The 25,864-nt window shown below is 71.3% G+C and carries 24 protein-coding genes; 10 read left to right on the top strand and 14 right to left on the bottom strand.

Annotation, left to right across the window (positions count from 1 at the left end; translation table 11 throughout):
* The first annotated feature begins 68 nt into the window (after nucleotides 1–68).
* Nucleotides 69–1,226: a cystathionine gamma-synthase gene (locus tag OTB20_RS06920; protein ID WP_267751374.1), complete on the top strand. Its 1,158-nt coding sequence runs from the start codon at nucleotides 69–71 to the stop codon at nucleotides 1,224–1,226.
* A 144-nt stretch (nucleotides 1,227–1,370) separates the two neighbouring features.
* Here the strand turns inward: OTB20_RS06920 and OTB20_RS06915 are convergent, their stop codons facing one another.
* Genes OTB20_RS06915 through OTB20_RS06905 form a run of 3 tightly spaced genes read right to left on the bottom strand, consistent with a single transcriptional unit; the run spans nucleotide 1,371 to nucleotide 2,667 of the window.
* Nucleotides 1,371–1,613: a hypothetical protein gene (locus OTB20_RS06915; protein WP_267815707.1), complete on the bottom strand. Its 243-nt coding sequence runs from the start codon at nucleotides 1,611–1,613 to the stop codon at nucleotides 1,371–1,373.
* A complete protein-coding gene (locus tag OTB20_RS06910; protein ID WP_267815706.1) occupies nucleotides 1,610–2,086 on the bottom strand; it encodes an RNA polymerase in 477 nt (158 codons plus the stop codon). The genes OTB20_RS06915 and OTB20_RS06910 overlap by 4 nt, the downstream gene beginning before the upstream one ends.
* Nucleotides 2,087–2,133: 47 nt before the next feature.
* On the bottom strand, nucleotides 2,134–2,667 hold the full coding sequence (locus OTB20_RS06905; RefSeq protein WP_267815851.1) for a MarR family winged helix-turn-helix transcriptional regulator: 534 nt from the start codon (nucleotides 2,665–2,667) through the stop codon (nucleotides 2,134–2,136).
* 384 nt (nucleotides 2,668–3,051) lie between these two features.
* On the opposite strand from OTB20_RS06905, the gene ilvA reads away from it, so the two are divergent.
* From ilvA to OTB20_RS06890, 3 genes are all read left to right on the top strand, one after another.
* Nucleotides 3,052–4,284 (top strand): threonine ammonia-lyase, encoded by a 1,233-nt coding sequence (ilvA, locus tag OTB20_RS06900; RefSeq protein ID WP_267751369.1) that lies wholly within the window; start codon nucleotides 3,052–3,054, stop codon nucleotides 4,282–4,284.
* Between the two features lie 217 nt (nucleotides 4,285–4,501).
* Nucleotides 4,502–5,524 (top strand): ATP-binding cassette domain-containing protein, encoded by a 1,023-nt coding sequence (locus tag OTB20_RS06895; protein WP_267815705.1) that lies wholly within the window; start codon nucleotides 4,502–4,504, stop codon nucleotides 5,522–5,524.
* The gene (locus OTB20_RS06890; RefSeq protein ID WP_267815704.1) at nucleotides 5,521–6,378 is read left to right on the top strand and encodes an ABC transporter permease; all 858 of its coding nucleotides are present in this window, start codon (nucleotides 5,521–5,523) and stop codon (nucleotides 6,376–6,378) included. Before OTB20_RS06895 ends, OTB20_RS06890 begins: the two co-directional genes overlap by 4 nt.
* Nucleotides 6,379–6,520: 142 nt before the next feature.
* On the opposite strand, the gene greA is transcribed toward OTB20_RS06890, so the two are convergent.
* Both greA and OTB20_RS06880 read right to left on the bottom strand, forming a co-directional pair.
* Nucleotides 6,521–7,018, bottom strand: a complete 498-nt coding sequence (greA, locus tag OTB20_RS06885; protein ID WP_267751366.1) for a transcription elongation factor GreA — start codon at nucleotides 7,016–7,018, stop codon at nucleotides 6,521–6,523.
* Nucleotides 7,019–7,133: 115 nt separating this feature from the next.
* Nucleotides 7,134–7,547: a DUF4307 domain-containing protein gene (locus tag OTB20_RS06880; RefSeq protein WP_267815703.1), complete on the bottom strand. Its 414-nt coding sequence runs from the start codon at nucleotides 7,545–7,547 to the stop codon at nucleotides 7,134–7,136.
* 122 nt (nucleotides 7,548–7,669) lie between these two features.
* Between OTB20_RS06880 and mca the strand changes: the two genes are divergently transcribed.
* Both mca and OTB20_RS06870 read left to right on the top strand, forming a co-directional pair.
* Nucleotides 7,670–8,551, top strand: coding sequence for a mycothiol conjugate amidase Mca (mca, locus tag OTB20_RS06875; RefSeq protein WP_267815702.1), 882 nt, complete (start codon nucleotides 7,670–7,672; stop codon nucleotides 8,549–8,551).
* A 2-nt stretch (nucleotides 8,552–8,553) separates the two neighbouring features.
* On the top strand, nucleotides 8,554–8,772 hold the full coding sequence (locus OTB20_RS06870) for a hypothetical protein (protein ID WP_267815701.1): 219 nt from the start codon (nucleotides 8,554–8,556) through the stop codon (nucleotides 8,770–8,772).
* Between the two features lie 94 nt (nucleotides 8,773–8,866).
* On the opposite strand, the gene OTB20_RS06865 is transcribed toward OTB20_RS06870, so the two are convergent.
* Nucleotides 8,867–12,136, bottom strand: coding sequence for a tetratricopeptide repeat protein (locus tag OTB20_RS06865; protein WP_267815700.1), 3,270 nt, complete (start codon nucleotides 12,134–12,136; stop codon nucleotides 8,867–8,869).
* A gap of 124 nt (nucleotides 12,137–12,260) precedes the next feature.
* Between OTB20_RS06865 and OTB20_RS06860 the strand changes: the two genes are divergently transcribed.
* Complete coding sequence (locus OTB20_RS06860) at nucleotides 12,261–13,013, top strand: DUF4344 domain-containing metallopeptidase (RefSeq protein ID WP_267815699.1); 753 nt, start codon at nucleotides 12,261–12,263, stop codon at nucleotides 13,011–13,013.
* Nucleotides 13,014–13,046: 33 nt separating this feature from the next.
* Here the strand turns inward: OTB20_RS06860 and OTB20_RS06855 are convergent, their stop codons facing one another.
* The gene (locus OTB20_RS06855) at nucleotides 13,047–13,544 is read right to left on the bottom strand and encodes a DUF3515 family protein (protein ID WP_267815698.1); all 498 of its coding nucleotides are present in this window, start codon (nucleotides 13,542–13,544) and stop codon (nucleotides 13,047–13,049) included.
* Between the two features lie 119 nt (nucleotides 13,545–13,663).
* On the opposite strand from OTB20_RS06855, the gene OTB20_RS06850 reads away from it, so the two are divergent.
* Nucleotides 13,664–15,718, top strand: coding sequence for a thioredoxin domain-containing protein (locus tag OTB20_RS06850; RefSeq protein ID WP_267815697.1), 2,055 nt, complete (start codon nucleotides 13,664–13,666; stop codon nucleotides 15,716–15,718).
* Between the two features lie 79 nt (nucleotides 15,719–15,797).
* Here OTB20_RS06850 and trhA read toward each other — a convergent pair whose 3' ends face one another.
* Entirely contained in the window at nucleotides 15,798–16,484 is a 687-nt protein-coding gene (gene trhA, locus OTB20_RS06845; RefSeq protein ID WP_267815696.1) for a PAQR family membrane homeostasis protein TrhA, read from the bottom strand.
* A gap of 219 nt (nucleotides 16,485–16,703) precedes the next feature.
* Between trhA and OTB20_RS06840 the strand changes: the two genes are divergently transcribed.
* Complete coding sequence (locus tag OTB20_RS06840) at nucleotides 16,704–18,545, top strand: phosphoenolpyruvate carboxykinase (GTP) (RefSeq protein ID WP_267751351.1); 1,842 nt, start codon at nucleotides 16,704–16,706, stop codon at nucleotides 18,543–18,545.
* Between the two features lie 66 nt (nucleotides 18,546–18,611).
* On the opposite strand, the gene OTB20_RS06835 is transcribed toward OTB20_RS06840, so the two are convergent.
* From OTB20_RS06835 to OTB20_RS06820, 4 genes are read right to left on the bottom strand one after another with little or no spacing between them, the layout of a single operon-like run.
* A complete protein-coding gene (locus OTB20_RS06835) occupies nucleotides 18,612–19,229 on the bottom strand; it encodes a hypothetical protein (RefSeq protein ID WP_267815695.1) in 618 nt (205 codons plus the stop codon).
* Entirely contained in the window at nucleotides 19,216–20,829 is a 1,614-nt protein-coding gene (locus tag OTB20_RS06830) for a substrate-binding and vWA domain-containing protein (protein WP_267815694.1), read from the bottom strand. The genes OTB20_RS06835 and OTB20_RS06830 overlap by 14 nt, the downstream gene beginning before the upstream one ends.
* Nucleotides 20,826–22,007: a toxic anion resistance protein gene (locus tag OTB20_RS06825; RefSeq protein ID WP_267815693.1), complete on the bottom strand. Its 1,182-nt coding sequence runs from the start codon at nucleotides 22,005–22,007 to the stop codon at nucleotides 20,826–20,828. Before OTB20_RS06825 ends, OTB20_RS06830 begins: the two co-directional genes overlap by 4 nt.
* 12 nt (nucleotides 22,008–22,019) lie before the next feature.
* Nucleotides 22,020–23,108 carry a substrate-binding domain-containing protein gene (locus tag OTB20_RS06820; RefSeq protein WP_267815692.1) on the bottom strand — a complete coding sequence of 363 codons (1,089 nt, stop codon included), beginning with the start codon at nucleotides 23,106–23,108 and terminating at the stop codon, nucleotides 22,020–22,022.
* 137 nt (nucleotides 23,109–23,245) lie between these two features.
* Between OTB20_RS06820 and OTB20_RS06815 the strand changes: the two genes are divergently transcribed.
* Nucleotides 23,246–23,887: a hypothetical protein gene (locus OTB20_RS06815; protein ID WP_267815691.1), complete on the top strand. Its 642-nt coding sequence runs from the start codon at nucleotides 23,246–23,248 to the stop codon at nucleotides 23,885–23,887.
* Nucleotides 23,888–24,015: 128 nt separating this feature from the next.
* Here the strand turns inward: OTB20_RS06815 and OTB20_RS06810 are convergent, their stop codons facing one another.
* Together OTB20_RS06810 and OTB20_RS06805 are read right to left on the bottom strand one after the other, a co-directional pair.
* Nucleotides 24,016–24,414, bottom strand: a complete 399-nt coding sequence (locus tag OTB20_RS06810) for a hypothetical protein (RefSeq protein ID WP_267815690.1) — start codon at nucleotides 24,412–24,414, stop codon at nucleotides 24,016–24,018.
* A gap of 160 nt (nucleotides 24,415–24,574) precedes the next feature.
* Nucleotides 24,575–25,786, bottom strand: a complete 1,212-nt coding sequence (locus OTB20_RS06805; protein ID WP_267751342.1) for a pyridoxal phosphate-dependent aminotransferase — start codon at nucleotides 25,784–25,786, stop codon at nucleotides 24,575–24,577.
* Nucleotides 25,787–25,864: the final 78 nt, after the last annotated feature.

Genomic DNA, 25,864 nt, shown 5'->3' with positions numbered 1-25,864 from the left:
GGCGGACCCGCGCCGGGCACCCCGCGGGCGGGGCCGCGCCAGGTCCGGACGGGGCATAGCATCGGGCCATGAGCGACCACAGCCACGAGCACCAGAGCTTCGAGACCCGCGCCATCCACGCGGGCAATACGGCGGACCCGCTGACCGGCGCGGTCGTACCCCCGATCTACCAGGTGTCCACGTACAAGCAGGACGGCGTCGGCGGACTGCGCGGCGGCTACGAGTACAGCCGCAGCGGCAACCCGACCCGTACCGCGCTGGAGGAGAACCTCGCGGCGCTGGAGGGCGGCCGGCGCGGCCTCGCCTTCGCGTCCGGGCTCGCCGCCGAGGACTGCCTGCTGCGCACGCTGCTCTCCCCGGGCGACCACGTGGTCATCCCGAACGACGCCTACGGCGGCACCTTCCGCCTCTTCGCGAAGGTCGTCTCCCGCTGGGGCGTCGAGTGGTCGGTCGCCGACACCTCCGACCCGGCGTCCGTACGCGCCGCCCTCACCCCGAAGACCAAGGTCATCTGGGTCGAGACCCCGTCCAACCCGCTGCTCGGCATCACCGACATCGCGCTCGTCGCCGATATCGCGCGGACCGCCGGCGCCAAGCTGGTCGTGGACAACACCTTCGCGTCCCCCTACCTCCAGCAACCCATCGCGCTCGGCGCGGACGTGGTCGTGCACTCGCTCACCAAGTACATGGGCGGCCACTCCGACGTCGTCGGCGGCGCGCTCGTCGCCGCCGACGCGGCGCTGGGCGAGGAACTGGCCTACCACCAGAACGCCATGGGCGCCGTCGCCGGACCCTTCGACTCCTGGCTGGTGCTGCGCGGCATCAAGACGCTCGCCGTCCGCATGGACCGGCACGCGGAGAACGCGGGCAAGATCGCCGAACTGCTGACCCGCCACCCCAAGGTCCACAAGGTCCTCTACCCGGGCCTGCCCGAGCACCCGGGCCACGAGATCGCCGCCAAGCAGATGCGCAACTTCGGCGGCATGATCTCCTTCCGCGTCACCGGCGGAGAGGAAGAGGCGGTCGCGATCTGCGACCGCACCAAGATCTTCACGCTGGGCGAGTCCCTCGGCGGCGTCGAGTCCCTCATCGAGCACCCGGGCCGCATGACCCACGCCTCGGTGGCCGGCTCGGCCCTGGAGGTGCCGGGCGACCTGGTCCGCCTGTCGGTCGGCATCGAGAACATCGACGACCTGCTGGCCGACCTGACGCAGGCGCTGGGTTAGCAACTCCGCCGGCCGGCCCGCCAGCTGGCCGGCCGGTCGCAGGGTCGCCCCTGCGCACCACCACCGGCGGGCGTACGAAGCCACGCGCCCCCGTCCCGAGCCGCAGACCCCGGCTCCGGGCGGGGCCGCGTACCCGCCGGCCGCCTACCAGGGCGGGGAGACCTCGCTCGACGGCGGCGTCCACGCCCGGGTCAGCGAGGCCCACACCACGAAGGCCACCACCGCCGCCCACAGCAGGACCCAGCCGATCCGGTGCACGACCCTGCGACGCCGCAGCAGCCGGTCGCCGCGGGCCGCCGCGCCCGCCGCCAGATCGGGCGGCACCGCCGGGTACGGGCCCTCCAACAGCTGCTTGACCTGGGCTTCCCTGGGATCGGCGGGACTCATGCCGCCTCCTGCCCGCGCTTGTCCGGGCGTGGTCCGGGATCGGCGCCGGGGCGGGAGCGCAGTTCGCCCACGGCCCGGTCGCACAGGGCGCGCAGCCGCTCGGGCGCCAGCCCCAGCTGCGCCGCCGTGACCTCCTCCGCGACCCCTTCGTAGAGCCGCAGCACCACGACGAGCCGCTCCAGCGGACCCAGCCGCGCGAGCACCCCGCTGCCCCCGTGGTGGCGGCGGCCGGTGCGCGCGAAGGCGGCGCACAGCTCCTGGCGCGTGTAGTCGTACGGGTCGTCCCCGCGCAGCCTGCGCCAGTTCGCGTAGGTACGGGCCAGCGCGCCGCCGAGCAGTCCGCGGGCGGCCGGGGCGTCGGCCGCGGTCGTCGCGGGCTCCGCCGTCAGCAGGATCGCGACGCGCAGGAGCCGCCCCGCCGCACCCGCGACGAAGGCTTCGAACTCCGCGTAGGGGCCCGGGCCGTGGTCCACAATCCACATAGTGCGGCCAGGCGGACCGACCCGGAAGGGGTCGGGCGTCAGGAGGCGGGGCCGGCCTCGGAACCGGGCTCGGCGCCGGCCGACATCAGCTCGGACAGCGAGACGTTGAAACGGGTCAGCAGAGCGGTGAACGACTCGCGCTCCTCCTCGATCCAACCGTCCGTCACCCGGGCCATCAGCTCGCGCCGCGAGGAACGGACCTCCTCCAGCCGCGCCAGCCCGCGCGGGGACAGCGCGAGCACCACGGCCCGGCCGTCCTCGGGGTGCGATGTCCGCTTGACCAGGCCGCTGTCGACGAGGGGCGCGACCTGGCGGGTGACGGTGGAGGAGTCGATGCCCATACCGCCGGCGAGCGCCTTGACGCCCATCGGGCCTTCCAGGTCGAGCCGGTTCAGCAGCAGGTACGCGGCCCGGTCCATGGAGTTGCGGGCCTGGCCGACCCCGCCCAGGCGGGTCTGCTCGGCGCGCCGGGCGAAGACCGCCACCTGGTGCTGGAGCGCGTCGAGGAGAGCGGCTTCGGCGGGCGCGCCGGCCGGCGCGGGCAGGTCGGAACTGGCCGGAGTGGAGGGCATGGCCGTGGGCTCTCTTCGCATGGGGCCGACAAGGATGGGGGACAGAGTACGCGGCCGTGCGACGGCTCGTACTCCTCGTACGAGAACTGATACGGCAGCGGTGGAACGGGGACCACGACCCGTCCCGCATGGCGAGATTCCGCCTCTCCCGCACCCCGGCCGCCCGCCTCTCCCGCGCCTGCGGCGGCCGCCTTCCCGCCCGCGGGCGCCGACCCCTCCCGTCCGACCTTCCGGGCCCGCTGACGCCCGCTCTTCCCGCCCGCTGACGCCCGCACCTCCCGTATCCCGCCGCCAGGCCCTCCCGCACCCCCGGCGGCCCGGCCCGCTCACCCGTCCCGCCCAGCACAGCGGAACGCGCGGCGGACCGGCTGCGAGACTGGCCGAATGAACTACCGCGTGCCGCAGCCCGTCCCTCAGGTCATCCTCGACGACATCCGGGGGGCCCAGAAGATGCTCTCCGGCGTCTCCCGGGTGACCGCGATGGAGGGCAGCCGGTACCTCTCCTCGCTCACCGGCTCCCCGGTCCACCTCAAGTGCGAGAACCTCCAGCGCACCGGCTCCTTCAAACTGCGCGGCGCCTACGTGCGGATCGCCGGCCTGCGCCCCGAGCAGCGCGCCGCCGGCGTCGTCGCCGCCAGCGCCGGCAACCACGCGCAGGGCGTGGCGCTGGCCTCCTCGCTCCTCGGGGTCCGCTCGACCGTGTTCATGCCGGTCGGGGCGCCCCTGCCGAAGGTGGCCGCGACCCAGGACTACGGCGCCGAGGTGCGGATGTACGGGGAGGTCGTGGACGAGACGCTGGCCGCGGCCCAGGACTACGCGGACCGTACGGGCGCGGTGTTCATCCACCCCTTCGACCACCGCGACATCATCGCGGGCCAGGGCACGGTCGGCCTGGAGATCCTGGAGCAGTGCCCCGAGGTCCGCACGATCCTGGTCGGCATCGGCGGCGGCGGGCTCGCCGCCGGGGTGGCGGTCGCGGTGAAGGCGCTGCGCCCCGACGTCCGGGTGATCGGGGTGCAGGCGGCGGGGGCGGCCGCGTACCCGCCCTCGCTGAAGGTCGGGCACCCGGTGTCCATCGACAACCCGAACACGATGGCGGACGGCATCAAGGTCGGCCGCCCCGGGGACATCCCCTTCAAAATCATTGGCGAACTGCTCGACGACGTCCGTACGGTGTCGGAGGACGCGCTCTCCAGCGCCCTCCTGCTCTGCCTGGAGCGGGCGAAGATGGTGGTCGAGCCGGCCGGGTGCAGCCCGGTGGCCGCGCTGCTGAGCGAGCCCGAACTGTACGGGGACGGCCCGGTGGTGGCCGTCCTGTCCGGCGGCAACGTCGACCCGCTGCTCCTGCAGCGGATCCTGCGCCACGGCATGGCGGCCGCCGGCCGCTACTTGTCGCTGCGGCTGCGGGTGACCGACCGGCCGGGGGCGTTGGCAGGTCTGCTGGGGGAACTGTCAGTGGTGGATGCGAACGTGCTGGACGTGAGCCACGTACGGACGGACCCGAGGCTGGGGCTCACGGAGGTGGAGGTGGAGCTGCACCTGGAGACGAAGGGGCCGGAGCACTGCGCGCAGGTCGCGCGTGCGCTGCACGGCGCCGGGTACAAGGTCATCGGCTGAACTCCCTGGCGAGACGCGATATGACGCGATATTTTATTGCCGATCGGGCGGGGTCGACCAGACGATCGTACGATTTGCCCAATAATCCGAGTTTCAGTCGAGGAAGGAATCGCTTCCCCGAGTGGTGGTAGCTTCTGCCTGTTCCGTAAGGAATCGGTTCGGGCTGGACCGCAACCCTCGGGTTGGAAGCCCCTTCCCAGTAAGGGAGCGGAGTCACATGCCAGGCGCCATCTACGCCGAAGGCCTGGTCAAGACCTTCGGCGACGTACGGGCTCTGGACGGGGTGGACCTCGATGTCCCCGAAGGTACGGTCTTGGGCTTGCTCGGCCCCAACGGTGCGGGCAAGACCACGACCGTGCGCGTCCTGACCACCCTCCTCCAGCCCGACAGCGGCAAAGCGGTCGTCGCGGGCATCGACGTCCTCAAGCACCCCAACGAAGTCCGGCGCGCGATCGGCCTCTCCGGCCAGTTCGCCGCCGTCGACGAGTACCTCACCGGCCGCGAGAACCTCCAAATGGTCGGCCAACTCTACCAGATGAGCTCCAAGGCGGCGAAGGTCCGGGCCGCCGAACTGCTGGAGCGCTTCAACCTCGGCGACGCCGCCGACCGCACGGCCAAGACGTACTCCGGCGGCATGCGCAGGCGCCTCGACCTCGCCGCGGCCCTCGTCGTCAGCCCGCCCGTGATGTTCATGGACGAGCCCACCACCGGCCTCGACCCGCGCAACCGCCAGCAGCTGTGGGGGATCATCCAGGAGCTCGTCGCGGGCGGCACCACCCTGCTGCTCACCACGCAGTACCTGGAGGAGGCCGACCACCTCGCGCACGACATCTGCGTGGTCGACCACGGCAAGGTCATCGCCCGCGGCACCTCCGACCAGCTCAAGGCCCAGACGGGCGGCGAGCGCGTAGAGGTCGTCGTGCACGACCGCGAACGCATGGCCACCGCCCGCGAGGTGCTCGCGGGCTTCGGCAAGGGCGAGACCACCGTCGAGGAGCACACCCGCAAGCTGACCGTGCCGGTCTCCGGCGGCGCCAAGCTGCTCGCCGAGGTCATCCGCGAACTCGACGGGCGCGGCATCGAGATAGACGACATCGGCCTGCGCCGTCCCACCCTGGACGACGTGTTCATCTCCCTGACCGGCCACGCGGCGGAACTGGCCGCAGAGGAGAACGGCGAGGCGCCCGCCGAGGCGAAGCCCAAGGGCGGCCGCAAGGCCCGTAAGGAGGCGGCGAAGTGACCCTCACCTCCACGACCCCGGATCTGAAGGCACCCCGCCCGCGCGGCGGCATCGTCCAGGGGGTCAACGACTCCCTGGTGATGGCCAAGCGGAACCTCATCCGCATGTCCCGCATCCCCGAGATGATCATCTTCGGCGTCATCCAGCCGGTGATGTTCGTCGTCCTCTTCAGCTACGTCTTCGGCGGCTCGATCGCCGTCGGCGGAAACACCTCGCCCGCCGCCTACCGCGAGTTCCTGATGGCGGGCATCTTCGCCCAGACCGTCACCTTCGCCACGGCCGGCGCGGGCGCGGGCATCGCGGACGACATGCACAAGGGCCTCATCGACCGCTTCCGGTCGCTGCCCATGGCCCGCGGCGCGGTCCTGACCGGCCGCACCCTCGCCGACCTCGTGCAGACCACCCTCACGCTCGTCGTCCTGGCGATCGTGGCCCTGCTCGTCGGCTGGCGCACCCACACCAACATCGGGGAGGTACTGGCCGGCTTCGCGCTGCTGCTCCTGCTCGGCTACGCGTTCTCCTGGATCGGCGCCCTCATCGGCCTGTCGGTGCGCACCCCGGAGGCGGCCACCTCGGGCGGGCTGATCTGGCTCTTCCCGCTCACCTTCATCTCGAACGCCTTCGTCCCCTCCGACAACATGCCGACGTTCCTGCGGCACATCGCGGAGTGGAACCCCTTCAGCGCCACCGTCCAGGCGGCCCGCCAGCTCTTCGGGAACCTCCCCGACGGCTATCCGGTCCCCGACGCCTGGCCCATGCAGCACCCGGTCATCGCTTCCATCATCTGGTCGGTGCTGATCATCGTGGTGTTCCGGACCCTGGCGGTACGCAAGTACCGCTCGGCAACGGCGTAGGGCAACCACCGGGGCCGGCGCCGCCACTGCGACCCGCGGCAAGCACGACGCCCACGGCAAGTACGACGCCCCACAGCAAGCACGACGCCCCGCCGGGCAGCAGCCCGGCGGGGCGTCGTGCTTGGTAAAAGAAGGGGGGTGATCAGCCGGTGAAGGGCTTGACGTCAAGGATCTTGACCGAGGCCAGCTTGCCGTTCGGCAGCTCGTACTGGGCGTCCTCGCCGATCTTCTTGTCCATCACACCGCTGCCCAGCGGGGACTGCGGCGAGTAGGTCTCGAAGTCCGAGGAGGCGTACTCGCGCGAGGCCAGCAGGAACTCCATGGTGTCGTCCTCGTCGCCGTCGAAGGCGATCTTGACCAGGGTGCCGGGGGCCACCACACCGTCGGAGGCGGGGGCCGTGCCGACCTTGGCCTTCTCCAGCAGCTGCGTGAGCTGGCGGATGCGCAGCTCCTGCTTGCCCTGCTCCTCCTTGGCCGCGTGGTAACCGCCGTTCTCGCGGAGGTCGCCCTCCTCGCGGGCGGCGGCGATCTTGACCGTGATCTCACTGCGCGCGGGACCAGAGAGGTACTCCAGCTCGGTCTTCAGCTGGTCGTACGCCGCCTGCGTCAGCCAGGTGACGCTCTCGCTCGTCTGGGTCACGGGTTGCTCCTCGTCGGTACAGGGGACTGCAAAGCCGCCAGCGGCGGACGAAACCACGAGCCTAACAATTCGGGAAGAAAAGGGGGAGGACGCCAGGTGTGTGAACTGCGTCGAGTCAGCCCGCGGAGCCGGCGGGGCGACAGCCCACCAGTTCGATCATCGTGGCGCGGGCGGTGGTCTTCAGCGTGACCACCCGGTCCACGCGCTTCGTGTTCTCCGCGAAGGTGAAGTCGGCCCGGCCCACTTCGCCGTGCCCCTCGTCCTGCGAACTCAGCGTGCACACCCCGGTGACCGAGGCCTCCTTGCGCACTTCCAGGTGCACGTCGACCGCGGTGTCGGAGACGACCTTGAACTTGATGACCTCGGCGCTCACGCTCTGCCCGGCCACGTAGTCCCAGCCGATCCAGCCGACCACACCCAGCAGCGCGACCCCGAGAACCGATCCGATGATCTTCAGCCTGCGGTCCGCACGCTCGTCCGCCGACCGGCCGTAGCGGCCCTCGGGCAGCTCTTCGCGCACCGCGCTCATCGATCGTTCCCTTCGAGGTGGGCGAACACCGGAATCCCGAGGTGACCCCCCGGAATTTTTCCACCCCCCGATTCGGTCACTATAGAAGGCGCCCGCCCTGACGACTCAAAGAGGATCCTGTCTTGACCGAGCAGCTTCGACTGATGGCCGTCCACGCCCACCCCGACGATGAGTCGAGCAAGGGCGCGGCCACCATGGCCAAGTACGTGTCCGAGGGGGTGTCCGTGCTGGTCGTGACCTGCACGGGCGGTGAGCGCGGCTCCGTCCTCAACCCCAAGCTCCAGGGCGACAAGTACATCGAGGAGCACATCCACGAGGTGCGCGCCAAGGAGATGGACGAGGCGCGCGAGATCCTCGGCATCGACCAGGAGTGGCTGGGATACGTCGACTCCGGGCTGCCCGAGGGCGACCCGCTGCCCCCGCTGCCCCAGGGCTGCTTCGCCCTCGACGACATCGACGAGGCGGCCGGCCGCCTGGTGAAGAAGATCCGCGGCTTCCGGCCGCAGGTCGTCACCACGTACGACGAGAACGGCGGCTACCCGCACCCCGACCACATCATGACCCACAAGATCTCGATGGTGGCCTTCGAGCACGCGGCCGACACCGAGAAGTACCCCGAGGCCGAGTTCGGCCCGGCGTACCAGCCGCAGAAGCTCTACTACAACCAGGGCTTCAACAAGCCGCGCACCGTCGCCCTGCACGAGGCACTGCTCGCCCGCGGCCTGGAATCCCCCTACGGGGAGTGGCTGGAGCGGTGGAAGGAGTTCGAGCGCACGGAGCGGACCCTGACCACCCACGTGCCCTGCGCCGACTTCTTCGAGATCCGCGACAAGGCACTCATCGCCCACGCCACGCAGATCGACCCCGACGGCGGCTGGTTCCGCGTCCCGATGGAGATCCAGAAGGAGGTCTGGCCGACGGAGGAGTACGAGCTCGTGAAGTCCCTCGTGGACACTTCCCTCCCCGAGTCCGACCTCTTCGCGGGCATCCGGGAGAATGCGTAGCTATGAGCGCTACGCAAGCAGCAATCGTCCAGCTCCTTCCGCTGGCCGGCGACACCTTCGACAAGAACAAGGTGACCCCGGGCCTCCTCGGCTTCCTCGTGTTCGCCGCCCTCGCCCTCGGGGTGTGGGGCCTGATGAAGTCGATGAGCCGGCACATGGGCCGCGTCGACTTCAAGGAAGCCCCCGAGCCCTCCCCGGCAGAGAGCCCGCGCACCCCGTAGGGGAGCCCGCAAGGGACCTTCGCCCGACCGCCGCCCCGCCGTGCACCGCGGGGCGGCGGGCACTCGCGCGCCCTACGCCTGAGCCACGCGCGGCCTACGCCGAAGGCAGTGGAACCGGGACGCCCATGATCTCCCGCGAGTGCAGGTTCGGTACGAGCGACAGCCGCCACGCCTGCCAGCCCTCCGCCGGGTCCACCCCCCGCCCCAGGATCACCGCGTAGGACTCCAGACAGTCCTCCAGCCGCCCGTCCCGCATCGGGTGCGGGGCCGCCGACAGCCGCGCCAGCTCCGTCCGCGCCTCCTCCGGGGCCCCCGGAAGCGCGTACGGCAGGAGCGTGCAGCGCAGGAAACGCGCCCAGTCCTCCCCGCGCCGGTCCCCGTAGGAGATGAACAGACGCACCGCCTCCTCGCACAGGCCCAGCGCCTGCGCGACCCGGCCGTTGCCCGCGTCCACCACCGCCAGCTCCAGACAGGTCCACGCCTCACCGTGGGCCAGCCCGATCCGCCGGAAGTCCGCCCGTGCGTCCACCAGCAGCTGGCGGGCGAACCCCGAGTTCTTCAGGTTCCCCGTCTGCGCCGCCCGCTGGTCGCGCGTGACCCGGCCCGAATGGTGGCGGGCGTGCGCCAGCCCGTACACGTCCCGCATCCGGGAGAACATCGTGCGGGCCCGCTCCAGCTCCCGTACCGCCCGGTCCCGCTCCCCGGCCTCCTCCAGCGCCTGCCCGAGGTAGTACAGCGTCCACGCCTCGCCGCGCGCGTCCTCCGCCTCCCGGTGCCGGGCCAGCGCGTCCCGGAGCCGCTCCAGCGCCGGCCCCGGATCCCCGTCGACGACCCGGGCCCGCCCCAGCTGCGTCAGCGCCCAGGCCTGGCCGCGGTCGTCGCGGGTGCGCCCGTACAGCTCCAGCGCCAGGCGCAGCTCCGCCTCCGCAAGCGGCACCGCGCCCAGCCGCAGGTACACCTGGCCCAGCTGCAGGTGCGCCCAGGCCTCGCCGTGCACGCTCTCGCTCTCACGGTGCAGGACCAGCGACTCGCGCAGCAGCCGCAGCGCCTCCGCGAGGTGCGCACGGTCGCGTTCCACGGCGCCGAGCGCGTGCAGCCCCCACGCCCGGTCACCCGCCAGCTCGTCCGAGGCCTGGAGCGCGAGCGCCTCGCGGATGCGGGCCGCGGCCTCGGGAAGGTTGCCCTGGTGGTGCAGGGTGATGCCCAGCGAGACCAGCGCCATGCCCGCGCCGGCCTCCTGGTCGGCCTCCCTGTACTGGTCGACCAGCGAGGTCAGGGTGGTGCGCGACTTGTCCAGCTCACCGAGCTGGCGGGCCGCGATACCCGTACGCCACTGCACCGAGCGGACCAGCAGCCCCTGGTCCACGGCCTGCGTGAGCTCGTTGATCTCACCGAGCCGGTACAGGTCCCCGCGCAGCAGACAGAAGTCGCAGAGCGCGCCCAGCAGATCGAGTACCGCCTGCTGGTCCACCCCCTCCGAGTGCCGCAGCGCCGCCGTGATGAAGCTCGACTCGTCGTCCAGCCAGCGCAGGGCCGCATCCAGGGAGGCGAACCCGTGCCCGCCGACGGTGCTCGCCTTGGACAGGGCATTGGCCCGCGTGGACATCTTCCCGTCGACCATCCGGATCACCGAGTCGGCGAGCTGCGCGTACGTACGGATCAGCCGCTCGTGCGCCGCCGATGCCTCGGCCCGGTCCTCGTCCCGCGCCAGGCGCGCCGCCGCGTACGCGCGCACCGCGTCGTGCATCCGGAACCGGTCCCCGCGCACGTGGTCCAGCAGCCCCGCCCGCGCCAGCTCGCGCAGCAGCCGCCCGGCCTCCACCTGGTCCGCGTCGATCAACGCCGCCGCGGCCGCCGCGCCCAGCGAGGCCCGGCCCGCCAGGGTCAGCCGCCGGAGCAGCCGACGCCGCTCCTCCGGCAGCGCCGCGTAGGCCAGGTCCAGGGCGGCCTCCAGGGAGCCGCCGGCCACCGGGGGCGGGGCGGCCGCCCCGCCGAGGGCGGCCAGCACGCGCAGCGCCAGCGGCAGACCGGCACCGAGCGCGAGCAGCCCCCGCACCGTCTCCTCCTCCGGGTACGGGGCCCCGGCCGCGGCCCCTCCCGGGTCCGCTGCTCCCGGCGACTGCGCCCCCGCCGCCGCGGCTCCCGCCGCCCGGACCAGCTCGGCGCCCGCCTCCTGCGCCAGCCGCGTCACCGGCAGCTGGTACACCCAGGCCGCCAGATCGGCGGGCAGCTCCAGCGGCTCCCGGGCCGTGACCAGCACCAGGCTCTCCGAACGCTCGGGCACGAGCATCCGTACCTGCGCGGAGTCCACGGCGTCGTCCAGCACCACCGCCACCGGGGTGCCCTGCACATGCTGGTGGTACAACTCGCCCAGCCTGCGAACCTGTTGCTCAGCAGACGAGCCCTCGCGGAACAGCAGCTGCTCACGCGGGGCGCCGAGCCGGTTCATCAGGTGCAACAGCGCCTCGCGGGTCGGCAGCGGACTCTCGGAGGCCCCGCCACCCCGCAGGTCCACCACACAGGCCCCCCGGAACTGGTCCCGCAGCGCGTGCGCGACATGCAGCGCGAGCGTGGTGCGACCCACCCCGGGCTCCCCGTGCAGCACCACGACCACCGGTCGGGTCTCCGTACTGGCCCGGGCGCTGTGCACCCACTGGGCGATCCGCGCCAGCTCGGCCTTACGGCCCACGAACGTGGCGTCCAGCGACGGGAGTTGCCCGAAGCTCTGCTCCAGCATGCTCCGCCGCCGGGCCTCCGCACTGCGGTTGGCGCCGCGCAACTGGAGGCCGGAGCCGCCCTTCCCGACCCCGTTCACCTTGTGCGGGGCCGCGGCCACCTTGCGCTGCTGCTCCAGGAAGGGCCGTATCCCGCGCACCTCCAGCGCCGACAGCCACTGCAGCTTCAGCTGCTCCGCACCGCCGGGGCGGCCCAGTTCCCCGGCGCGCCGGTTCGCCGCGGGCAGGTGCAGGGCGGTCACCTTGACCACGGTCGCCGTCGCCCCGGCGACACCCACGACGGTGCCCGCGGTCAGCGCCGTACCGACCGCCACACCGAAGGCCAGGTCGGCCCCGACCGCGGCCGCCGCCGCGACCGCCGTCACCAGCAGCGCCGTCGAGGTGTTCGCACGCCGGAACGCCTCACCGAGCGACTCGTCCCCGGCCGCAGCCTCGTCCAGCGCGCGCGTGTACGCCTCGTACTCGGTGGACGCACTCTCCGCGAGCGCGTCCAGAGCCTGCTTGCCGCGCGCCAGCAGCGCAGCCTTTGCCTCCGCACTCCCGGCCGCCCCGCCCGCTCCCCGCCGGGACTCCTCCTCCACGGCCCGTCCCAGCAGCCGCTCGGCCTCACCGCGATGACTGTCCCGCATCGGGATCCCCCTCAGAGAGCTCCGGCATGGTGACCCAAGTGTCCTTCGGGACGCTCGCGAGCGCGAGGGAATCTGAGCTAGTTCAGAGGGAGTTGGCGTGCAACCGGACGTTTATGGTGACCTGGTGAACAGACGGTGGGGGACTCCGGGACTGTGCGCGGCGATGACGGCGCTGCTGCTGGCGGTGCCCGGATGTAAAATCCTGCCGGAGGAACAACCACCCGAGCGGGGCTTCTGGCTCCACTACGAGAAGCCCGCGCCGGCCGACGAACTGAACGCCCGCTTCCTCCAGGACCGGCACCTCGCGGAGTTCACCCTCACCGACCTCAACGCGTACGTCGAACTTCCCCACCTCGTCACCGTCCTCGCCAAGTCCTGCCACGGCGAAGGCAGCGGCTACGACCCGGAAACCCACCGCATCCAGCTCTGCTACGACGACCTGACCGAGCAGCGCGAGCTGCCCGCCCACGACGACGAGGACCTCGCCGAAGTAGTCCGCGAGACCCTCTACCACGAGGCCGGCCACGCCCTCATCGACGCCCTCGGCCTCCCGGACGACGGAGCCCGGGCCGAGGAGGACGCCGCCGACCGCTTCGCCCAAGTGGCCCTGCTCCTACACGATCCCGAGGGCGACGAGACCCTCCTGGCCGCGGCCCGGGCCTACGACCTGCTCGCCGCCGCCGACCCCACCCCCGACCCCACGGACGAACACGCCCCGGACGCCACCCGCGCGCAATCCCACCGCTGCGCGGTCTACGGCGCGTTCCCCGCCCGCCACAAGAACCTGGCCACCCCGCCCCGCGCCGACTGCGCCGCCACCTGGACCCAAACCCGCGACACCTGGACCGACGACCTGGCTCCACTGCTACGGGACTGACCGGGTCGTGGACGCCATGCCGCAACGCGTTGTCTAATCAAGATCTGCGAGACCGATGCATTTCCCGGCCTGAGGGATCTGCTCCACGGCTTCGTTCAATCGGATCAAGACGTCGCCGGCGGACTGTGCGGGATTCGTGAAGGAAACCTCGACGGACGGAATTCGACCGTAGGTGACCAATTTCCGAATGGCGCCGGCTGATTCGGTGGCGGTCTTCTCGTCCAGCACCCAGTCCACGCCATTGACCGTCATGCAGCTGTCGGTAGTGGGCGGAACGGGGGTAACCCCGCAACGCAGGACCACCGAGCCGTCTCCCCACGCCGCTGCACCAGCCGCGGAGACCTTGCTCCTGCTCAGTTGCTGGAGCTCCCCGGGAAGGCGTGCCACGACGGAAGAGCATGCGGGATCGCCAGCGTGCGCCGCAGCCTCGACGGTCACGTCGGGAGCCCACGCGAAGTAGCCGCCGATCGCGACTGCCGCTCCCAGGCCCAGGGCGAGGGCTGCTGCTCCTGTACGACGGCTCGTGCGCATGTGGTCAATATATGGTTCTCCCCGGTATGGAAATGGGCTGACCGCATAGAGGCCGCCGAACCGGCGGCCTGACGGCCCCGTAACCAGGCGCACGCTGGGCGGTGCGGCAGGATGGCCCCATGTCGAACCGCCTCGCGAACGAGACCTCGCCGTATCTGCTGCAACACGCGGACAACCCCGTCGACTGGTGGCCCTGGTCGCCCGAGGCGTTCGCGGAGGCACGGGGGCGGGGGGTGCCCGTTCTGCTGAGCGTTGGCTACAGCAGTTGCCATTGGTGTCATGTACTCGCCAAGGAAAGCTTCGAAGATGAACTAGTCGCCGCCTACATGAACGAGCACTTCGTCAACGTCAAGGTCGACCGCGAAGAGCGGCCCGACATCGACTCCGTCTACATGGAGGCCGTGCAGGCCGCCACCGGGCAGGGTGGGTGGCCGATGACGGTGTTCCTGACCGCCGACGCCGAGCCCTTCTACTTCGGGACCTACTTCCCCCCCGAGCCCCGGCACGGGATGCCCTCCTTCATGCAGGTGCTCGAAGGGGTGCGTACCGCGTGGGTCGGGCGGCCCGAGGAGGTGGCCGAGGTCGCGCAGCGGATCGTACGGGACCTCGCGGGGCGGCAGCTGGACTACGGGAAGGCCGGTACTCCCGGTCCCGAGGAGCTCGCGCAGGCGCTGCTCGGGCTGACGCGGGAGTACGACGAGGCCCGGGGCGGATTCGGGGGGGCGCCGAAGTTCCCGCCGTCCATGGTGCTGGAGTTCCTGCTGCGCCACCATGCCCGGACCGGGTCGGAGGGGGCCCTGCAGATGGCCGCCGACACGTGTGAGGCCATGGCCCGGGGCGGGATCTACGACCAGCTCGGGGGCGGGTTCGCGCGGTACTCCGTGGACCGGGAGTGGGTCGTTCCGCACTTCGAGAAGATGCTCTACGACAATGCGCTGCTGTGCCGGGTCTACGCCCACCTGTGGCGTGCCACCGGGTCGGACCTGGCGCGGCGCGTGGCCGTCGAGACCGCCGACTTCATGGTCCGTGAACTGCGCACCCAGGAGGGTGGTTTCGCCTCCGCCCTGGACGCCGACAGCGAGGACCCGCAGAGCGGTGCGCACGTGGAGGGGGTCTACTACGCCTGGACCCCCGCCCAGCTGCGGGAGGTGCTGGGTGAGGAGGACGGGGACCTGGCCGCCGCCTGCTTCGGGGTGACGGAGGAGGGGACCTTCGAACACGGGATGTCCGTGCTGCAACTCCCGGCTCAGGGGCCGGACATCGACGCCGAGCGGCTCGCCGGGATCAGGGAGCGGCTGCTCGCCGAGCGGGGGAAGCGGCCCGCGCCCGGCCGGGACGACAAGATCGTGGCCGCCTGGAACGGGCTGGCCATCGCGGCGCTGGCCGAGTGCGGGGCCTTCTTCGACCGGCCCGACCTGATCGAGCGGGCGACGGAGGCCGCCGACCTCCTCGTACGGGTGCACATGGACGGGCGGGCCCGCCTCGCGCGGACGAGCAAGGACGGGCGTGTCGGGGTCAACGCCGGGGTGCTGGAGGACTACGGCGACGTCGCCGAGGGATTCCTCGCGCTGGCCGCGGTCACCGGTGAAGGGGTCTGGCTGGAGTTCGCCGGCTTCCTCGTGGACCTGGTCCTGGACCGGTTCACCGCCGAGGACGGCTCGCTGTACGACACCGCGCACGATGCGGAGCGGCTGATCAGGCGGCCGCAGGACCCGACCGACACCGCGGCCCCCTCCGGGTGGACCGCCGCCGCAGGGGCCCTGCTCTCCTACGCCGCGCACACCGGCTCGGAGCCGCACCGTACGGCGGCCGAGCGGGCGCTCGCCGTGGTGCACGCGCTCGGGCCGCGCGCGCCGCGCTTCATCGGGCACGGGCTGGCGGTCGCCGAGGCGCTGGTCGACGGGCCGCGCGAGGTCGCGGTGGTCGGCCACATGGAGGATCCGGCGCGGGCGGAGCTGCATCGGGTCGCGTTGCTGGGGACGGCTCCCGGGGCGGTCGTGGCGACGGGACTGCCGTGGGCGGCGGACGGCAGCGGCGGGGAGTTCCCCCTGCTGGTGGAGCGCACGCTGGTGGACGGCCTTCCGACGGCGTACGTGTGCCGGCATTTCGTCTGCGCGCGGCCCACGGCCGATCCGGCAGAGCTGGCGGAGCAGTTGGGAGCGGTCCGCTCCTGAAGGGGCTGAGCGTGCGACAGGGCCCCGGCGCATCGCGCCGGGGCCCTGTCGCGTACGTGCTCCCAGTCTGGAGGACCGCCTAGTGCGAGTAGGCCGCCATCGAGATGCCCACGTAGTGGGCCACGAAGGCGGCGAGCGTCAGCGAGTGGAAGACCTCGTGGAAGCCGAAGAAGCGGGGGGAGGGGTTCGGCCGCTTCATCCCGTAGATGACGCCGCCGACGCTGTAGAGGAGGCCGCCGACGATGACCAGGACCAGGACGGCGATGCCGCCGGTGCGCATGAAGTCGGGGAGGAAGAAGACCGCCGCCCAGCCCATGGCGATGTAGCAGGGGGTGTAGAGCCAGCGCGGGGCGCCGACCCAGAAGACACGGAAGGCGATGCCGGCCGTGGCCGCGATCCAGACCGCCCAGAGCAGGGTCCGGCCGGTGGAGTCCGGCAGGAGCAGCACGGTCAGCGGGGTGTACGTGCCCGCGATGATCAGGAAGATGTTGGCGTGGTCGAGCCGCCGCAGGATGGCTTCGCCGCGCGGGCCCCACGTACCGCGGTGGTAGACGGCGCTGACTCCGAAGAGGAGGCAGGCGGTGAGGATGTACACCCCGCACGCCACCCGGGCCCGGGTCGAGTCGGTGAGGGCCATCAGGACGAGGCCGGCGATCACGACGGCGGGGAACATGCCGGTGTGGAGCCAGCCGCGCATCAGCGGCTTGGCCTCCTGATCGGCGAGTTCGACCACCGGAGCGGCCACGGCAGCGGCGTCAGAAGTCATACCGGCCATGCTACCTACGGTTGCGTAGGTTTCCGTTAGTGCGCTTTACGGAAGATTGACCGGAGTGGCGATGCTCACGTGAGAGGCCCTCTGGACATATGCGCACACGCACCGGATGATCAGATGAGTGCGGTCGACACCGGATGAGCGGAGCGCGAAGCGTCCGGGTCGCGGCCCCCACGGGGCAACACCTGTCAAACCCCTCAACAAGGAGCGATCGTGGCGCGCGACATCGCGGCTGGCACCACTTCCGAAGTCCCGACCAAGCACGAGGAGCTCGTCTCCTGGGTCGGTGACATCGCAGCCCTCACCCAGCCGGACCGCATCATCTGGTGTGACGGCTCCGAGGCCGAGTACGAGGCCCTCTGCGAGGAGCTCGTCTTCAAGGGCACCTTCAAGAAGCTGGACCCGGCCAAGCGCCCGAACTCGTACTACGCCGCCTCCGACCCCTCCGACGTCGCGCGCGTCGAGGACCGGACCTTCATCTGCTCCGAGAAGGAGGAGGACGCGGGCCCGACCAATCACTGGAAGGCCCCTTCCGAGATGAAGGCGCTCTTCGCCGGAGAGGGTGCGCAAGGCGGCATCTTCCGCGGCTCCATGAAGGGCCGCACGATGTACGTCGTCCCCTTCTGCATGGGCCCCCTCGGCTCCGAGCTCTCCGCCATCGGCGTCGAGATCACCGACTCCGCCTACGTCGCGGTCGCCATGCGCACCATGACCCGCATGGGCCAGGCCGTCCTCGACGAACTCGGCACCGACGGGTTCTTCGTCAAGGCCGTCCACACCCTCGGCGCTCCGCTCGCCGAGGGCGAGAGCGACGTGCCGTGGCCGTGCAACACCACCAAGTACATCTCGCACTTCCCCGAGAGCCGCGAGATCTGGTCCTACGGATCGGGCTACGGCGGCAACGCCCTGCTCGGCAAGAAGTGCTACGCCCTGCGCATCGCGTCCGTCATGGCCCGCGACGAGGGCTGGCTCGCCGAGCACATGCTGATCCTCAAGCTCACCCCGCCGCAGGGCGAGTCGAAGTACATCGCCGCCGCCTTCCCCAGCGCCTGCGGCAAGACCAACCTGGCCATGCTGGAGCCCACGATCCCCGGCTGGACCGTCGAGACCGTCGGTGACGACATCGCCTGGATGCGCTTCGGCGAGGACGGTCGCCTGTACGCGATCAACCCCGAGGCCGGCTTCTTCGGCGTGGCCCCCGGCACCGGCGACCACACCAACGCCAACGCCATGAAGACCATGTACGCGAACACCGTCTTCACCAACGTCGCGCTCACCCCCGACGGCTCCGACGTCTGGTGGGAGGGCATGACCGAAGAGGCGCCCGCGCACCTGATCGACTGGAAGGGCAACGCCTGGACCCCGTCGAGCGACAGCCCGGCGGCCCACCCCAACGCCCGCTTCGCCGTCCCCGCCTCGCAGTGCCCGACGATCGCCGCCGAGTGGGAGGACCCCAAGGGCGTCCCGATCTCCGCGATCCTCTTCGGCGGCCGCCGCGCCTCCGCCGTGCCGCTGGTCACCGAGTCCTTCGACTGGAACCACGGCGTCTTCATCGGATCGAACATCGCCTCCGAGAAGACCGCCGCCGCCGAGGGCAAGGTCGGCGAACTGCGCCGCGACCCCTTCGCCATGCTGCCGTTCTGCGGCTACAACATGGGCGACTACATGGGTCACTGGGTCGACGTGGCCAAGGACAAGGACCAGTCCAAGCTCCCGAAGATCTACTACGTGAACTGGTTCCGCAAGAACGACGCGGGCAAGTTCGTGTGGCCCGGCTTCGGCGAGAACAGCCGCGTCCTGAAGTGGATCGTCGAGCGCCTCGAGGGGACCGCCGAGGGCGCCCTGACCCCCATCGGCATCCTGCCGACCGTCGCGTCCCTGGACACCGACGGCCTGGACCTGCCCGCCGCCGACCTGGAGTTCCTGCTCACGGTCGACAAGGAGGTCTGGCGCGACGAGGCCTCGCTCGTCCCCGCGCACCTGAACACCTACGGCGACCACACGCCGAAGGAGCTGTGGGACCAGTACGAAGCGCTCGTCGAGCGCCTGGGCTGACCCCGGCCCCACCGAACTCCTGCGGCCGGCTGTCCCCGGCCACGGGTTGACGCGGGATTCCCCGACCTAGGATTCCCTGCGACCTTCCAAATAGGTCGTGTGCGTCTGCTGACGGCGGGCCTCCGTTTCACGGAGGTCCGCCGTCATGCGTTCCGCTTCCTCCCGGAGCAGCGACAGCTGCCGCTCGAGGTGTCGCTCGGGCGATTCGCCGCCCGCCGTGAGCCGGGTCCACCAGCGGGTCCGGTTGAAGGTGTCCACGCACTCCGGCACGTCCGTGCGGATGGCCCGGGTCAGCGCGTGCACCGCCTCCGCGTCGGCGGCCAGCACCCCCGCCACCCAGCCCGGCTCCAGCATCGCCGAGTACAGCTCCAGCAGCCCGGCCAGTGCGGCGGCCGCTTCCTCCGGCAGGTCCACCTCGCCGAGGTACTCCCGCAGCCGCGCGAAGTCCTCCCGTACGAAGCCCAGCTGCTCGGCGGGGACCGGAGGCGTCGGGGGAGCGGGCCGGTCCGGCGGGGCGATCAGCGCGCCCGCCGCGTACAGCCCGGCGACCACCACCGGCCAGTACGGGCCGGCCACCCCGGTGAGGGTCAGGCCCAGCCCGAGGACCCCGCAGGCGCTGCCGGTCAGGTTCTTCTTCGACTCCAGGTAGCGCAGCGCCCCTTCGGCCGGCCTACTGGTAGCCACGGATCTCCTCGAAGGCGCCGTCCAGCGAACCGTTGCCGTCGGTGGCGTCGAAGAGCCGACCGCCGGTCAGCTCGGTGATGTGGACGAGTTCCCTGCGGTCCGAGTCGCCGAACAGGATCGCGAAGACCGGTGTGTGCTTCTGGGCCGCAGGCAGCTGCGCGTAGAAGCGGTCGAAGTCCTTGACCTTGTCGCCGCTCTGCCCGTCCGTCATCAGCACGATCGAGGTGAACGCGTCCTCGCTGCCCCGGCCCAGGTGGTGGTAGGCCGCTTTCAGACTCCCGTACACGGCCGTGCCGCCCTCCGGCTTCAGCGCGCTCACGTCCCCCCGGATCGCGTCCAGGGCGGGTCCGGGGTTGCCCGGCTCGACCACGTGCGTCAGGACCTTCTTCACCTTGTCCCCGAAGGGCAGCAGGGTCACCTCCTCGCGGTCCCGGAACCGCTGCCCGGTGCCCGAACTCCCGCTCCCCGTAAGGTCGGTGAGGGTCGACTTCAGTCGTCCGATCCGGTCCTCCTCGGCCATCGACCCCGAGGTGTCCAGCACGTACACCGTGCGCGAGGGCCGGCGCAGCTCGTTCTCGTAGCTGGCCAGCAGCCCGTCCGCGACCGGCCGGGTGCCCGGGAAGGGCAGCTCGCGGCGCTTGTCCGCGTCCAGCCCGGACGCCGGACCCACCCCGGCCGCGACGGGCCGCCGGAAGGTCTGCTCGGTGATCGCCTTCTGGGCCTCGGCGCCGCGCAGGTACTCGGTGAGCGCGCGCCCCGACTCGCGGGCCCCGGGCGGGGCCGAGGTCAGCAGGGTCAGCGGGTAGTGGGCCGTGACCACGCCGTCGACCGGCCGGATCACCGTGAGGTCCGTCTTGGCGTCCCGGTTCATCGACAGCAGCACCGACTCGTAGTTCACCAGCGCGTCCACGTCCCCGCGCTGGGTGTACGCCGTCGCCAGCCAGCCCGAGGAACCCGAGGTCAGCTTCTGTCCGGTGAAGAACTCCTTCAGCTTCGGCTGCGCCTTCGCCACGTCCGCGCCGGTCAGCGCCGCCTGCGCGCCCGACAGCGCGGAGGCCACCGAAACCAGTGCGGAGAAACCCGAGTTGGAGCGCACCGGATCCGTCATCCCGTACGTCAGTTTGCCGCCGGTGACGGCCTCGTGGACCGCTGACCAGGTGACCGCCCCGGGCTTCCAGCCGAGCCGGGCCAGCGCCTCGGGCTTCACGCCGAGGGCGACGGGCGAGGACATCACCGGCGTCTCGCTCGACAGCTTGCCCGCGGCCTCGGGCCGTAGCCGCAGGTAGTCGTTGGAGGAGAGCCAGACGGCGTCGTACTTCCCGTCGGCCGTGCCGGAGACGATCTGCTCGACCGCGTCGAGGGTGCCCGACATGGTCAGCTCCACGCCCACCCCGGTGGCCGCCTTCGCCGCCTTCAGCACCTCGTCCATGTCGGACAGCTCGCTGGAGGCCAGTACGCGCAGCGTGCCCTCCTTGTACGCCGACCGCTCCGGCTTCCGCGGGGAGTCCCCGGACGTGCAGGCGCTCGCTCCCAGCAGGGTCGCGGCGAGCGCCACCGCGGCGGCCGGGCGTCTGCGCATCACAGCGCTGAGGATGTTCATCGGTCGCCGCCTTCCAGGGCGCTCGCGGTACGGGTGCGCGCCAGGTACGCGGAGGCGTGCCGGAGTTCGCCGGTCAGGGATTCCACGGTGGCGGCCATGTTCTCGGTGGCCTGCGTCTTGAAGGTGTCGATGGTGTCGAGCGTCTTGTAGATCTGGGCGAAGGCCGTCCGCAGTGTCTCCGCGCCCACGGCCGGGTCGGCGGCGATCCGCTGGATCTCCCCGCTCTGCGTGGACAGCATCTGCGCGTTGCCGCGGATCAGACTCTCGGTGGTGTCGCGCAGGGTGTCGATCTGCTTGATCACCTCGCCCTGGGTCTTCAGCGCCTGCGCCAGCATCACGGCGATCCGCAGTGCGGACACCGTCGTGGTCGCGGCCCGGTCGACGCCCTTGATCAGCTCTTCGTTGTTGCGCCGGACCACGTCCATCGCCAGGTAGCCCTGCGCGCAGACGGCCAGCTGGGTCAGCAGGTCCTGGTGCTTCTGCCGTACGGGGAAGAGCACGTCGGCGCGCAGCGCGTCGGCCTGCCCGGGGTCGCCGTGGTCGGCGATCCGCTGTTCGACGGCCGCGTCCAGGGCTTCGGTGAGGACCGCGTACTCCTGGAGCTTGCCCATGGTCTCCCACAGGCGGGCCCGCTCGGTGTGCAGGGCCGCGTTGTCGCGCCGCAGCTCGTCCTGGCCGCCGCGCAGTGCGCCGACGATCCGGTTGAGGGTGGTCTGCGAGGAGGCGTACTTGGCCACGTGGTCGCGGAACCTGTTGCCGCCGGGCAGCTTGGAGAAGAGCTTGCCGAACCCCTTGGCCGAGCTCTCGCCCGGATCCAAGTCCGTCACCGTGCGGCGCAGTTCGACCAGCGAGCCCGCGACGCGGGCCTGGGCGTCGCCGCCGCCGTCCGCGGCGAGGGAGCGTACGGCCCGCTCCAGCATCCGGTTGGACTGCTGGGCGGCGCCGCGGATGTCGGCGGAGCCGAGGCCGGAGATCTCCCCGATGCGCTGCGCGAAGTCCGGGGAGCGGCTGTCGATGCCGGCCAGCGAGCCGACGTACTCCCCGGCCCGGCGGGCCATCTCCTCGCGCACCCCGTCCTGGAGCGGTACCAGGCCGGAGGCCTGCTCCCGCTTGACGGGGGCCACGGGAGCAGGGGCGGTGAGGATGAGCGGCGTGTCCTCGGGCGGTGTCAATGACATGGTGTGGTCCCCCTAGCCCTTGGCGCGCGCGGCCAGCGCCATCAGGATCTGGACGGTGGGTGCGCCGACCTGGCGGATGCCGGTCAGCCCCGGGTTGAGGTACGCGGCGTGCGGCGCGGTGGCGGCGGTGAACTCGGCCACCCCCTCCTGCGGCCGGAACCCGTGGCGGATCGCGAGGGCGCGCAGCTTCGGGTCGGTGGCCAGCAGGGGGCCGAGGCCCTTGGCGTTCTCGCTGATCGGCACGAAGGTGTGCGGGGAGTTGACCGTGGTGTCCGGGTAGAGGACCACCATGGTGGCGATGTCCCCGGCCGTCTGCTTCTGCTGGAGCAGGCTGGCCACCTGGGATTCGTAGGCGAGGATGAGCGGTTCGCCGCTGCCGCTGATGAAGGACCGGAAGGGGTCGTCCGTGCTCTGTTCCAGGGCGCCCTGGACGGAGATCAGTTTGCGCATCAGGGGCGCGGTCCGCTCGATGCCGGCGTCGTCGGAGACCACGGTCGAGTTGTTGGCGACGTTCGAGGCGGTGGCGAGGAAGAGCGCGCCCGAGTTGGAGGTGGCGGGGTCGGTGGTCTTGATGAACACCGTGCCGGCCAGTTCGGGGTGGGCGGTGGCGCCGCCCTGGAGGCCCTGCCAGGTCTCGTCCTCGGCGGCGGCCTTCAGGAAGGGGCCGAGGAGGAGGGTGCCGGAGTTCTTGCCCGTCATCTTCGCGAGGCCGTGGCCGGTGAGGACCTCGGCCGCGTTGGCCCGGGCGATGACGACGAGCGGGGAGAAGAAGGGCTTGGTGTTCTGGGCGCCCTTCACGCCGGCCGCGGCCTCGATCTCCTTGGCCGGTTCATTGCTGCTGGGGAAGGCGAAGTCGAATTCCTTCAGGGCGAGTTGGTCCATCGCCCAGGAACCCGAGGTTTCGGTCTTCACGGTGTAGCCCTTGTCAGCAAGGGCCTTGACGACGTCGGGGTCGCGGAAGAACTCGGACTTCTCCGAACCGATGACGCCACGCACGGTCTTCGTTGCCGTGCCCTCCGGCTTCTTTCCCCCGATGGCGATGGCGGCTATGACGCCGCCGACCAGGAGGACCGCCAGGGCGATTCCTAGGATGCGTCTCACGGGTGCAGCGTGCTCGCGGAAACCCACATTCCGCGCTGAGTTGAATGAACGGAAGGTGACCAGGCGGTCCCACTTCGAAATGCTGTGTGGGCCCGTGGGTGCTGGTGACCGGGGCGGGTGGCCGGGAGGATCGTGGCATGGGCGTAGTTGCGTTGAAGTGGCAGGGCTGGCTGGTCGCATTGGTGTTCGTGGCGGGACTGCTGGTCTTCGCCCCGCTGGGGCTGTACGTGTGGGCAGGCGGGGCGCCGGCCGCGCGGCCGGCCGGGTCCGCACGGGACGATGTACGGATCTCGGGCTGCCGAATCGATCCGGCGAGCCGGCGCGTGGTCGCCTCCGTCGAGGCGGTGAACCGCTTCCCCGGGCCGGGCGCGTACGTGGTCACGGTGGAGTTCCGCGACCATCCGACTCGGGACCTGGACGGGGGGCAGGCCTCGGGTTCGGCCCGGGCTGCGGCCTCGGGCTCGGCCGGGGCTCCGGCCTCAGGACCGGATCAGGTGTCGCCCCCGACTCCGGAGCGGGCTGCGGCCTCGGGCTCGGCCGGGACTCCGGATCGCGCGCCGGGTGCGGCTGCGGACCGGGTGGCGGATCCGGTGGTGGCTCCGGCGGCGGGGGTGTCCGGCTCGGCGGCTCCGGCGGTCATGGGACCGCAGGTGCTGGTGCGGATTCCGGGCGTACGCGCGGGTGCGGCAGAGCATGCCGATGTCCTCGGGCCGGTGTGGCCCCCGGCCACGGTCCCCTGGTGCGGTATCGCGGCGGCGGATTTCACCCTTGCCCCGTAGCGGGGCCGCCGGCACGGCGTACGGGGGCCGGTCCGGGCCCCACGGGCCGGGCCGAGGCGGGTCGCGGTTTCAGCCCCGCAGGGTAATGGCACCCGGTCCGGAGCCTCCGCGGCCCCGGACCGGGGCCGTCAGTGGGCGCCGACGAGGTCGAGCGCGGCGGCGTGCGCGTCCATGCGCTCGGCGGCGAGGATCGCGACCGTGGTGTCGGCGCGGGATGCGGCGACGAGCAGGGCGCGGGCGGCGAGGTCGTGGGCGCGCTGGTGCAGCGAGGCGGTGGTCTCGGCGTCGCGCTCCTGGCCGGAGTGCCGGGGCGCGCGGGCGGGCTGCGCCCCGCGCAGGCGGGTCACCTGGGCGGCGATGACGGCGGCGGCTTCGTCGAGGCCGAGCTCGTCGGTGACGGTGAGCAGCGCGGCGAGATGTCCGGCGAGCTGGATGTCCAGGGCTTCGGCGCGGCTGCTGCGGGGGTAGTCGCTGCGGTGGACGCCTATGCGGGGGTCGACTGCCTTGGTGCGAATCGGCTCGTACATGAGGGCGCCTCCTGCGTGGTCAGGAGACCATCCTACATTGGATGCGTTCTAAAGTTGAGCTGAATCCTAATCTGGTGTGTCGGCGTAAACGGTGCGGCCCCCGTCAGCGGCCCCGCACTCACAAGGTCTGCTCACGGGGGCCGCACGCGGGGCCGGGGGCCTACGGCTGGCTGTAGCCGTCGAGGAAGTTGCCGATGCGGGTGACCGCGTCGGCCAGGTCCTTGGCGTTGGGCAGGGTCACGATCCGGAAGTGATCGGGCTCGGGCCAGTTGAAGCCCGTACCGTGCACGACCATGATCTTTTCCTCGCGCAGCAGGTCGAGGACCATCTGCCGGTCGTCCTTGATCTTGTAGACCGACGGGTCCAGCTTCGGGAACAGGTACAGCGCGCCCTTGGGCTTCACGCAGGTGATGCCGGGGATCTGCGTCAGCAGGTCGTAGGCCGTGTCGCGCTGCTCCAGGATCCGCCCGCCGGGCAGGACGAGTTCGTTGATCGACTGTCGTCCGCCGAGCGCGGTGGCGATGGCGTGCTGGGAGGGCATGTTGGCGCAGAGCCGCATGTTCGCCAGGATCGTCAGACCCTCGATGTACGAAGAGGCGTGCTTCTTGGGCCCGCACACCGCCATCCAGCCGGACCGGTAGCCGGCGACGCGGTAGTTCTTGGAGAGCCCGTTGAAGGTGAGCGTCAGCAGGTCCGGCGCGATGGCGGCGGTGTTCGTGTGAGTGGCGCCGTCGTAGAGGATCCGGTCGTAGATCTCGTCCGAGCAGACGATCAGGTTGTGGCGGCGCGCGATGTCCGTCAGCCCGCGCAGCATCTCGTCGTCGTAGACGGCGCCGGTCGGGTTGTTCGGGTTGATGATCACGATCGCGCGGGTGCGGTCGGTGACCTTGCGCTCGATGTCGGCGAGGTCCGGCATCCAGTCGGACTGCTCGTCGCACCGGTAGTGCACGGCGGTGCCGCCGGCCAGGCTGACGGAGGCGGTCCACAGCGGATAGTCCGGCGCCGGGACGAGCACCTCGTCGCCGTCGTCGAGCAGCGCCTGCATCGACATCTGGATCAGCTCGGAGACCCCGTTGCCGATGTAGATGTCCTCGACGTCCAGCTCGATGCCCTTGGTCTGGTAGTGCTGCATGACCGCGCGGCGCGCCGACAGCAGCCCCTTCGCGTCCCCGTAGCCGTGGGCGTTGCCCAGGTTGCGGAGCATGTCCTCAAGGATCTCCGGCGGGCACTCGAAGCCGAAGGCCGCGGGGTTGCCGGTGTTGAGCTTGAGGATGCGATGACCTGCTGCTTCGAGCCGCATCGCCTCTTCGAGGACGGGTCCGCGGATCTCGTAGCAGACATTGGCGAGTTTCGTTGACTGGATCACCTGCATGACGGGAGCTTACGGGGCCGGGTGCGGGCGCGCCCCGCTATTTGAACCGGAGGGGAGGGGTGGACGGCGGACCGATAT

The sequence above is a fragment of the Streptomyces sp. H27-H1 genome, assembly GCF_026627445.1.
In the GTDB taxonomy this organism is placed as follows: Bacteria; Actinomycetota; Actinomycetes; order Streptomycetales; family Streptomycetaceae; genus Streptomyces.
This window is presented reverse-complemented; position numbering and strand designations above follow the sequence as displayed.

Coding starts and splice junctions, on each gene's coding strand:
- OTB20_RS06805 (WP_267751342.1), bottom strand. CDS start 25,786: ATGCAGGTGATCCAGTCAACGAAACTCGCCAATGTCTGCTACGAGATC.
- ilvA (WP_267751369.1), top strand. CDS start 3,052: ATGAACTACCGCGTGCCGCAGCCCGTCCCTCAGGTCATCCTCGACGAC.
- OTB20_RS06850 (WP_267815697.1), top strand. CDS start 13,664: ATGTCGAACCGCCTCGCGAACGAGACCTCGCCGTATCTGCTGCAACAC.
- OTB20_RS06810 (WP_267815690.1), bottom strand. CDS start 24,414: ATGTACGAGCCGATTCGCACCAAGGCAGTCGACCCCCGCATAGGCGTC.
- OTB20_RS06855 (WP_267815698.1), bottom strand. CDS start 13,544: ATGCGCACGAGCCGTCGTACAGGAGCAGCAGCCCTCGCCCTGGGCCTG.
- trhA (WP_267815696.1), bottom strand. CDS start 16,484: ATGACTTCTGACGCCGCTGCCGTGGCCGCTCCGGTGGTCGAACTCGCC.
- OTB20_RS06870 (WP_267815701.1), top strand. CDS start 8,554: ATGAGCGCTACGCAAGCAGCAATCGTCCAGCTCCTTCCGCTGGCCGGC.
- OTB20_RS06815 (WP_267815691.1), top strand. CDS start 23,246: ATGGGCGTAGTTGCGTTGAAGTGGCAGGGCTGGCTGGTCGCATTGGTG.
- OTB20_RS06825 (WP_267815693.1), bottom strand. CDS start 22,007: ATGTCATTGACACCGCCCGAGGACACGCCGCTCATCCTCACCGCCCCT.
- OTB20_RS06880 (WP_267815703.1), bottom strand. CDS start 7,547: ATGAGCGCGGTGCGCGAAGAGCTGCCCGAGGGCCGCTACGGCCGGTCG.
- OTB20_RS06915 (WP_267815707.1), bottom strand. CDS start 1,613: ATGAGTCCCGCCGATCCCAGGGAAGCCCAGGTCAAGCAGCTGTTGGAG.
- OTB20_RS06905 (WP_267815851.1), bottom strand. CDS start 2,667: ATGCCCTCCACTCCGGCCAGTTCCGACCTGCCCGCGCCGGCCGGCGCG.
- OTB20_RS06865 (WP_267815700.1), bottom strand. CDS start 12,136: ATGCGGGACAGTCATCGCGGTGAGGCCGAGCGGCTGCTGGGACGGGCC.
- OTB20_RS06895 (WP_267815705.1), top strand. CDS start 4,502: ATGCCAGGCGCCATCTACGCCGAAGGCCTGGTCAAGACCTTCGGCGAC.
- OTB20_RS06920 (WP_267751374.1), top strand. CDS start 69: ATGAGCGACCACAGCCACGAGCACCAGAGCTTCGAGACCCGCGCCATC.
- OTB20_RS06830 (WP_267815694.1), bottom strand. CDS start 20,829: ATGAACATCCTCAGCGCTGTGATGCGCAGACGCCCGGCCGCCGCGGTG.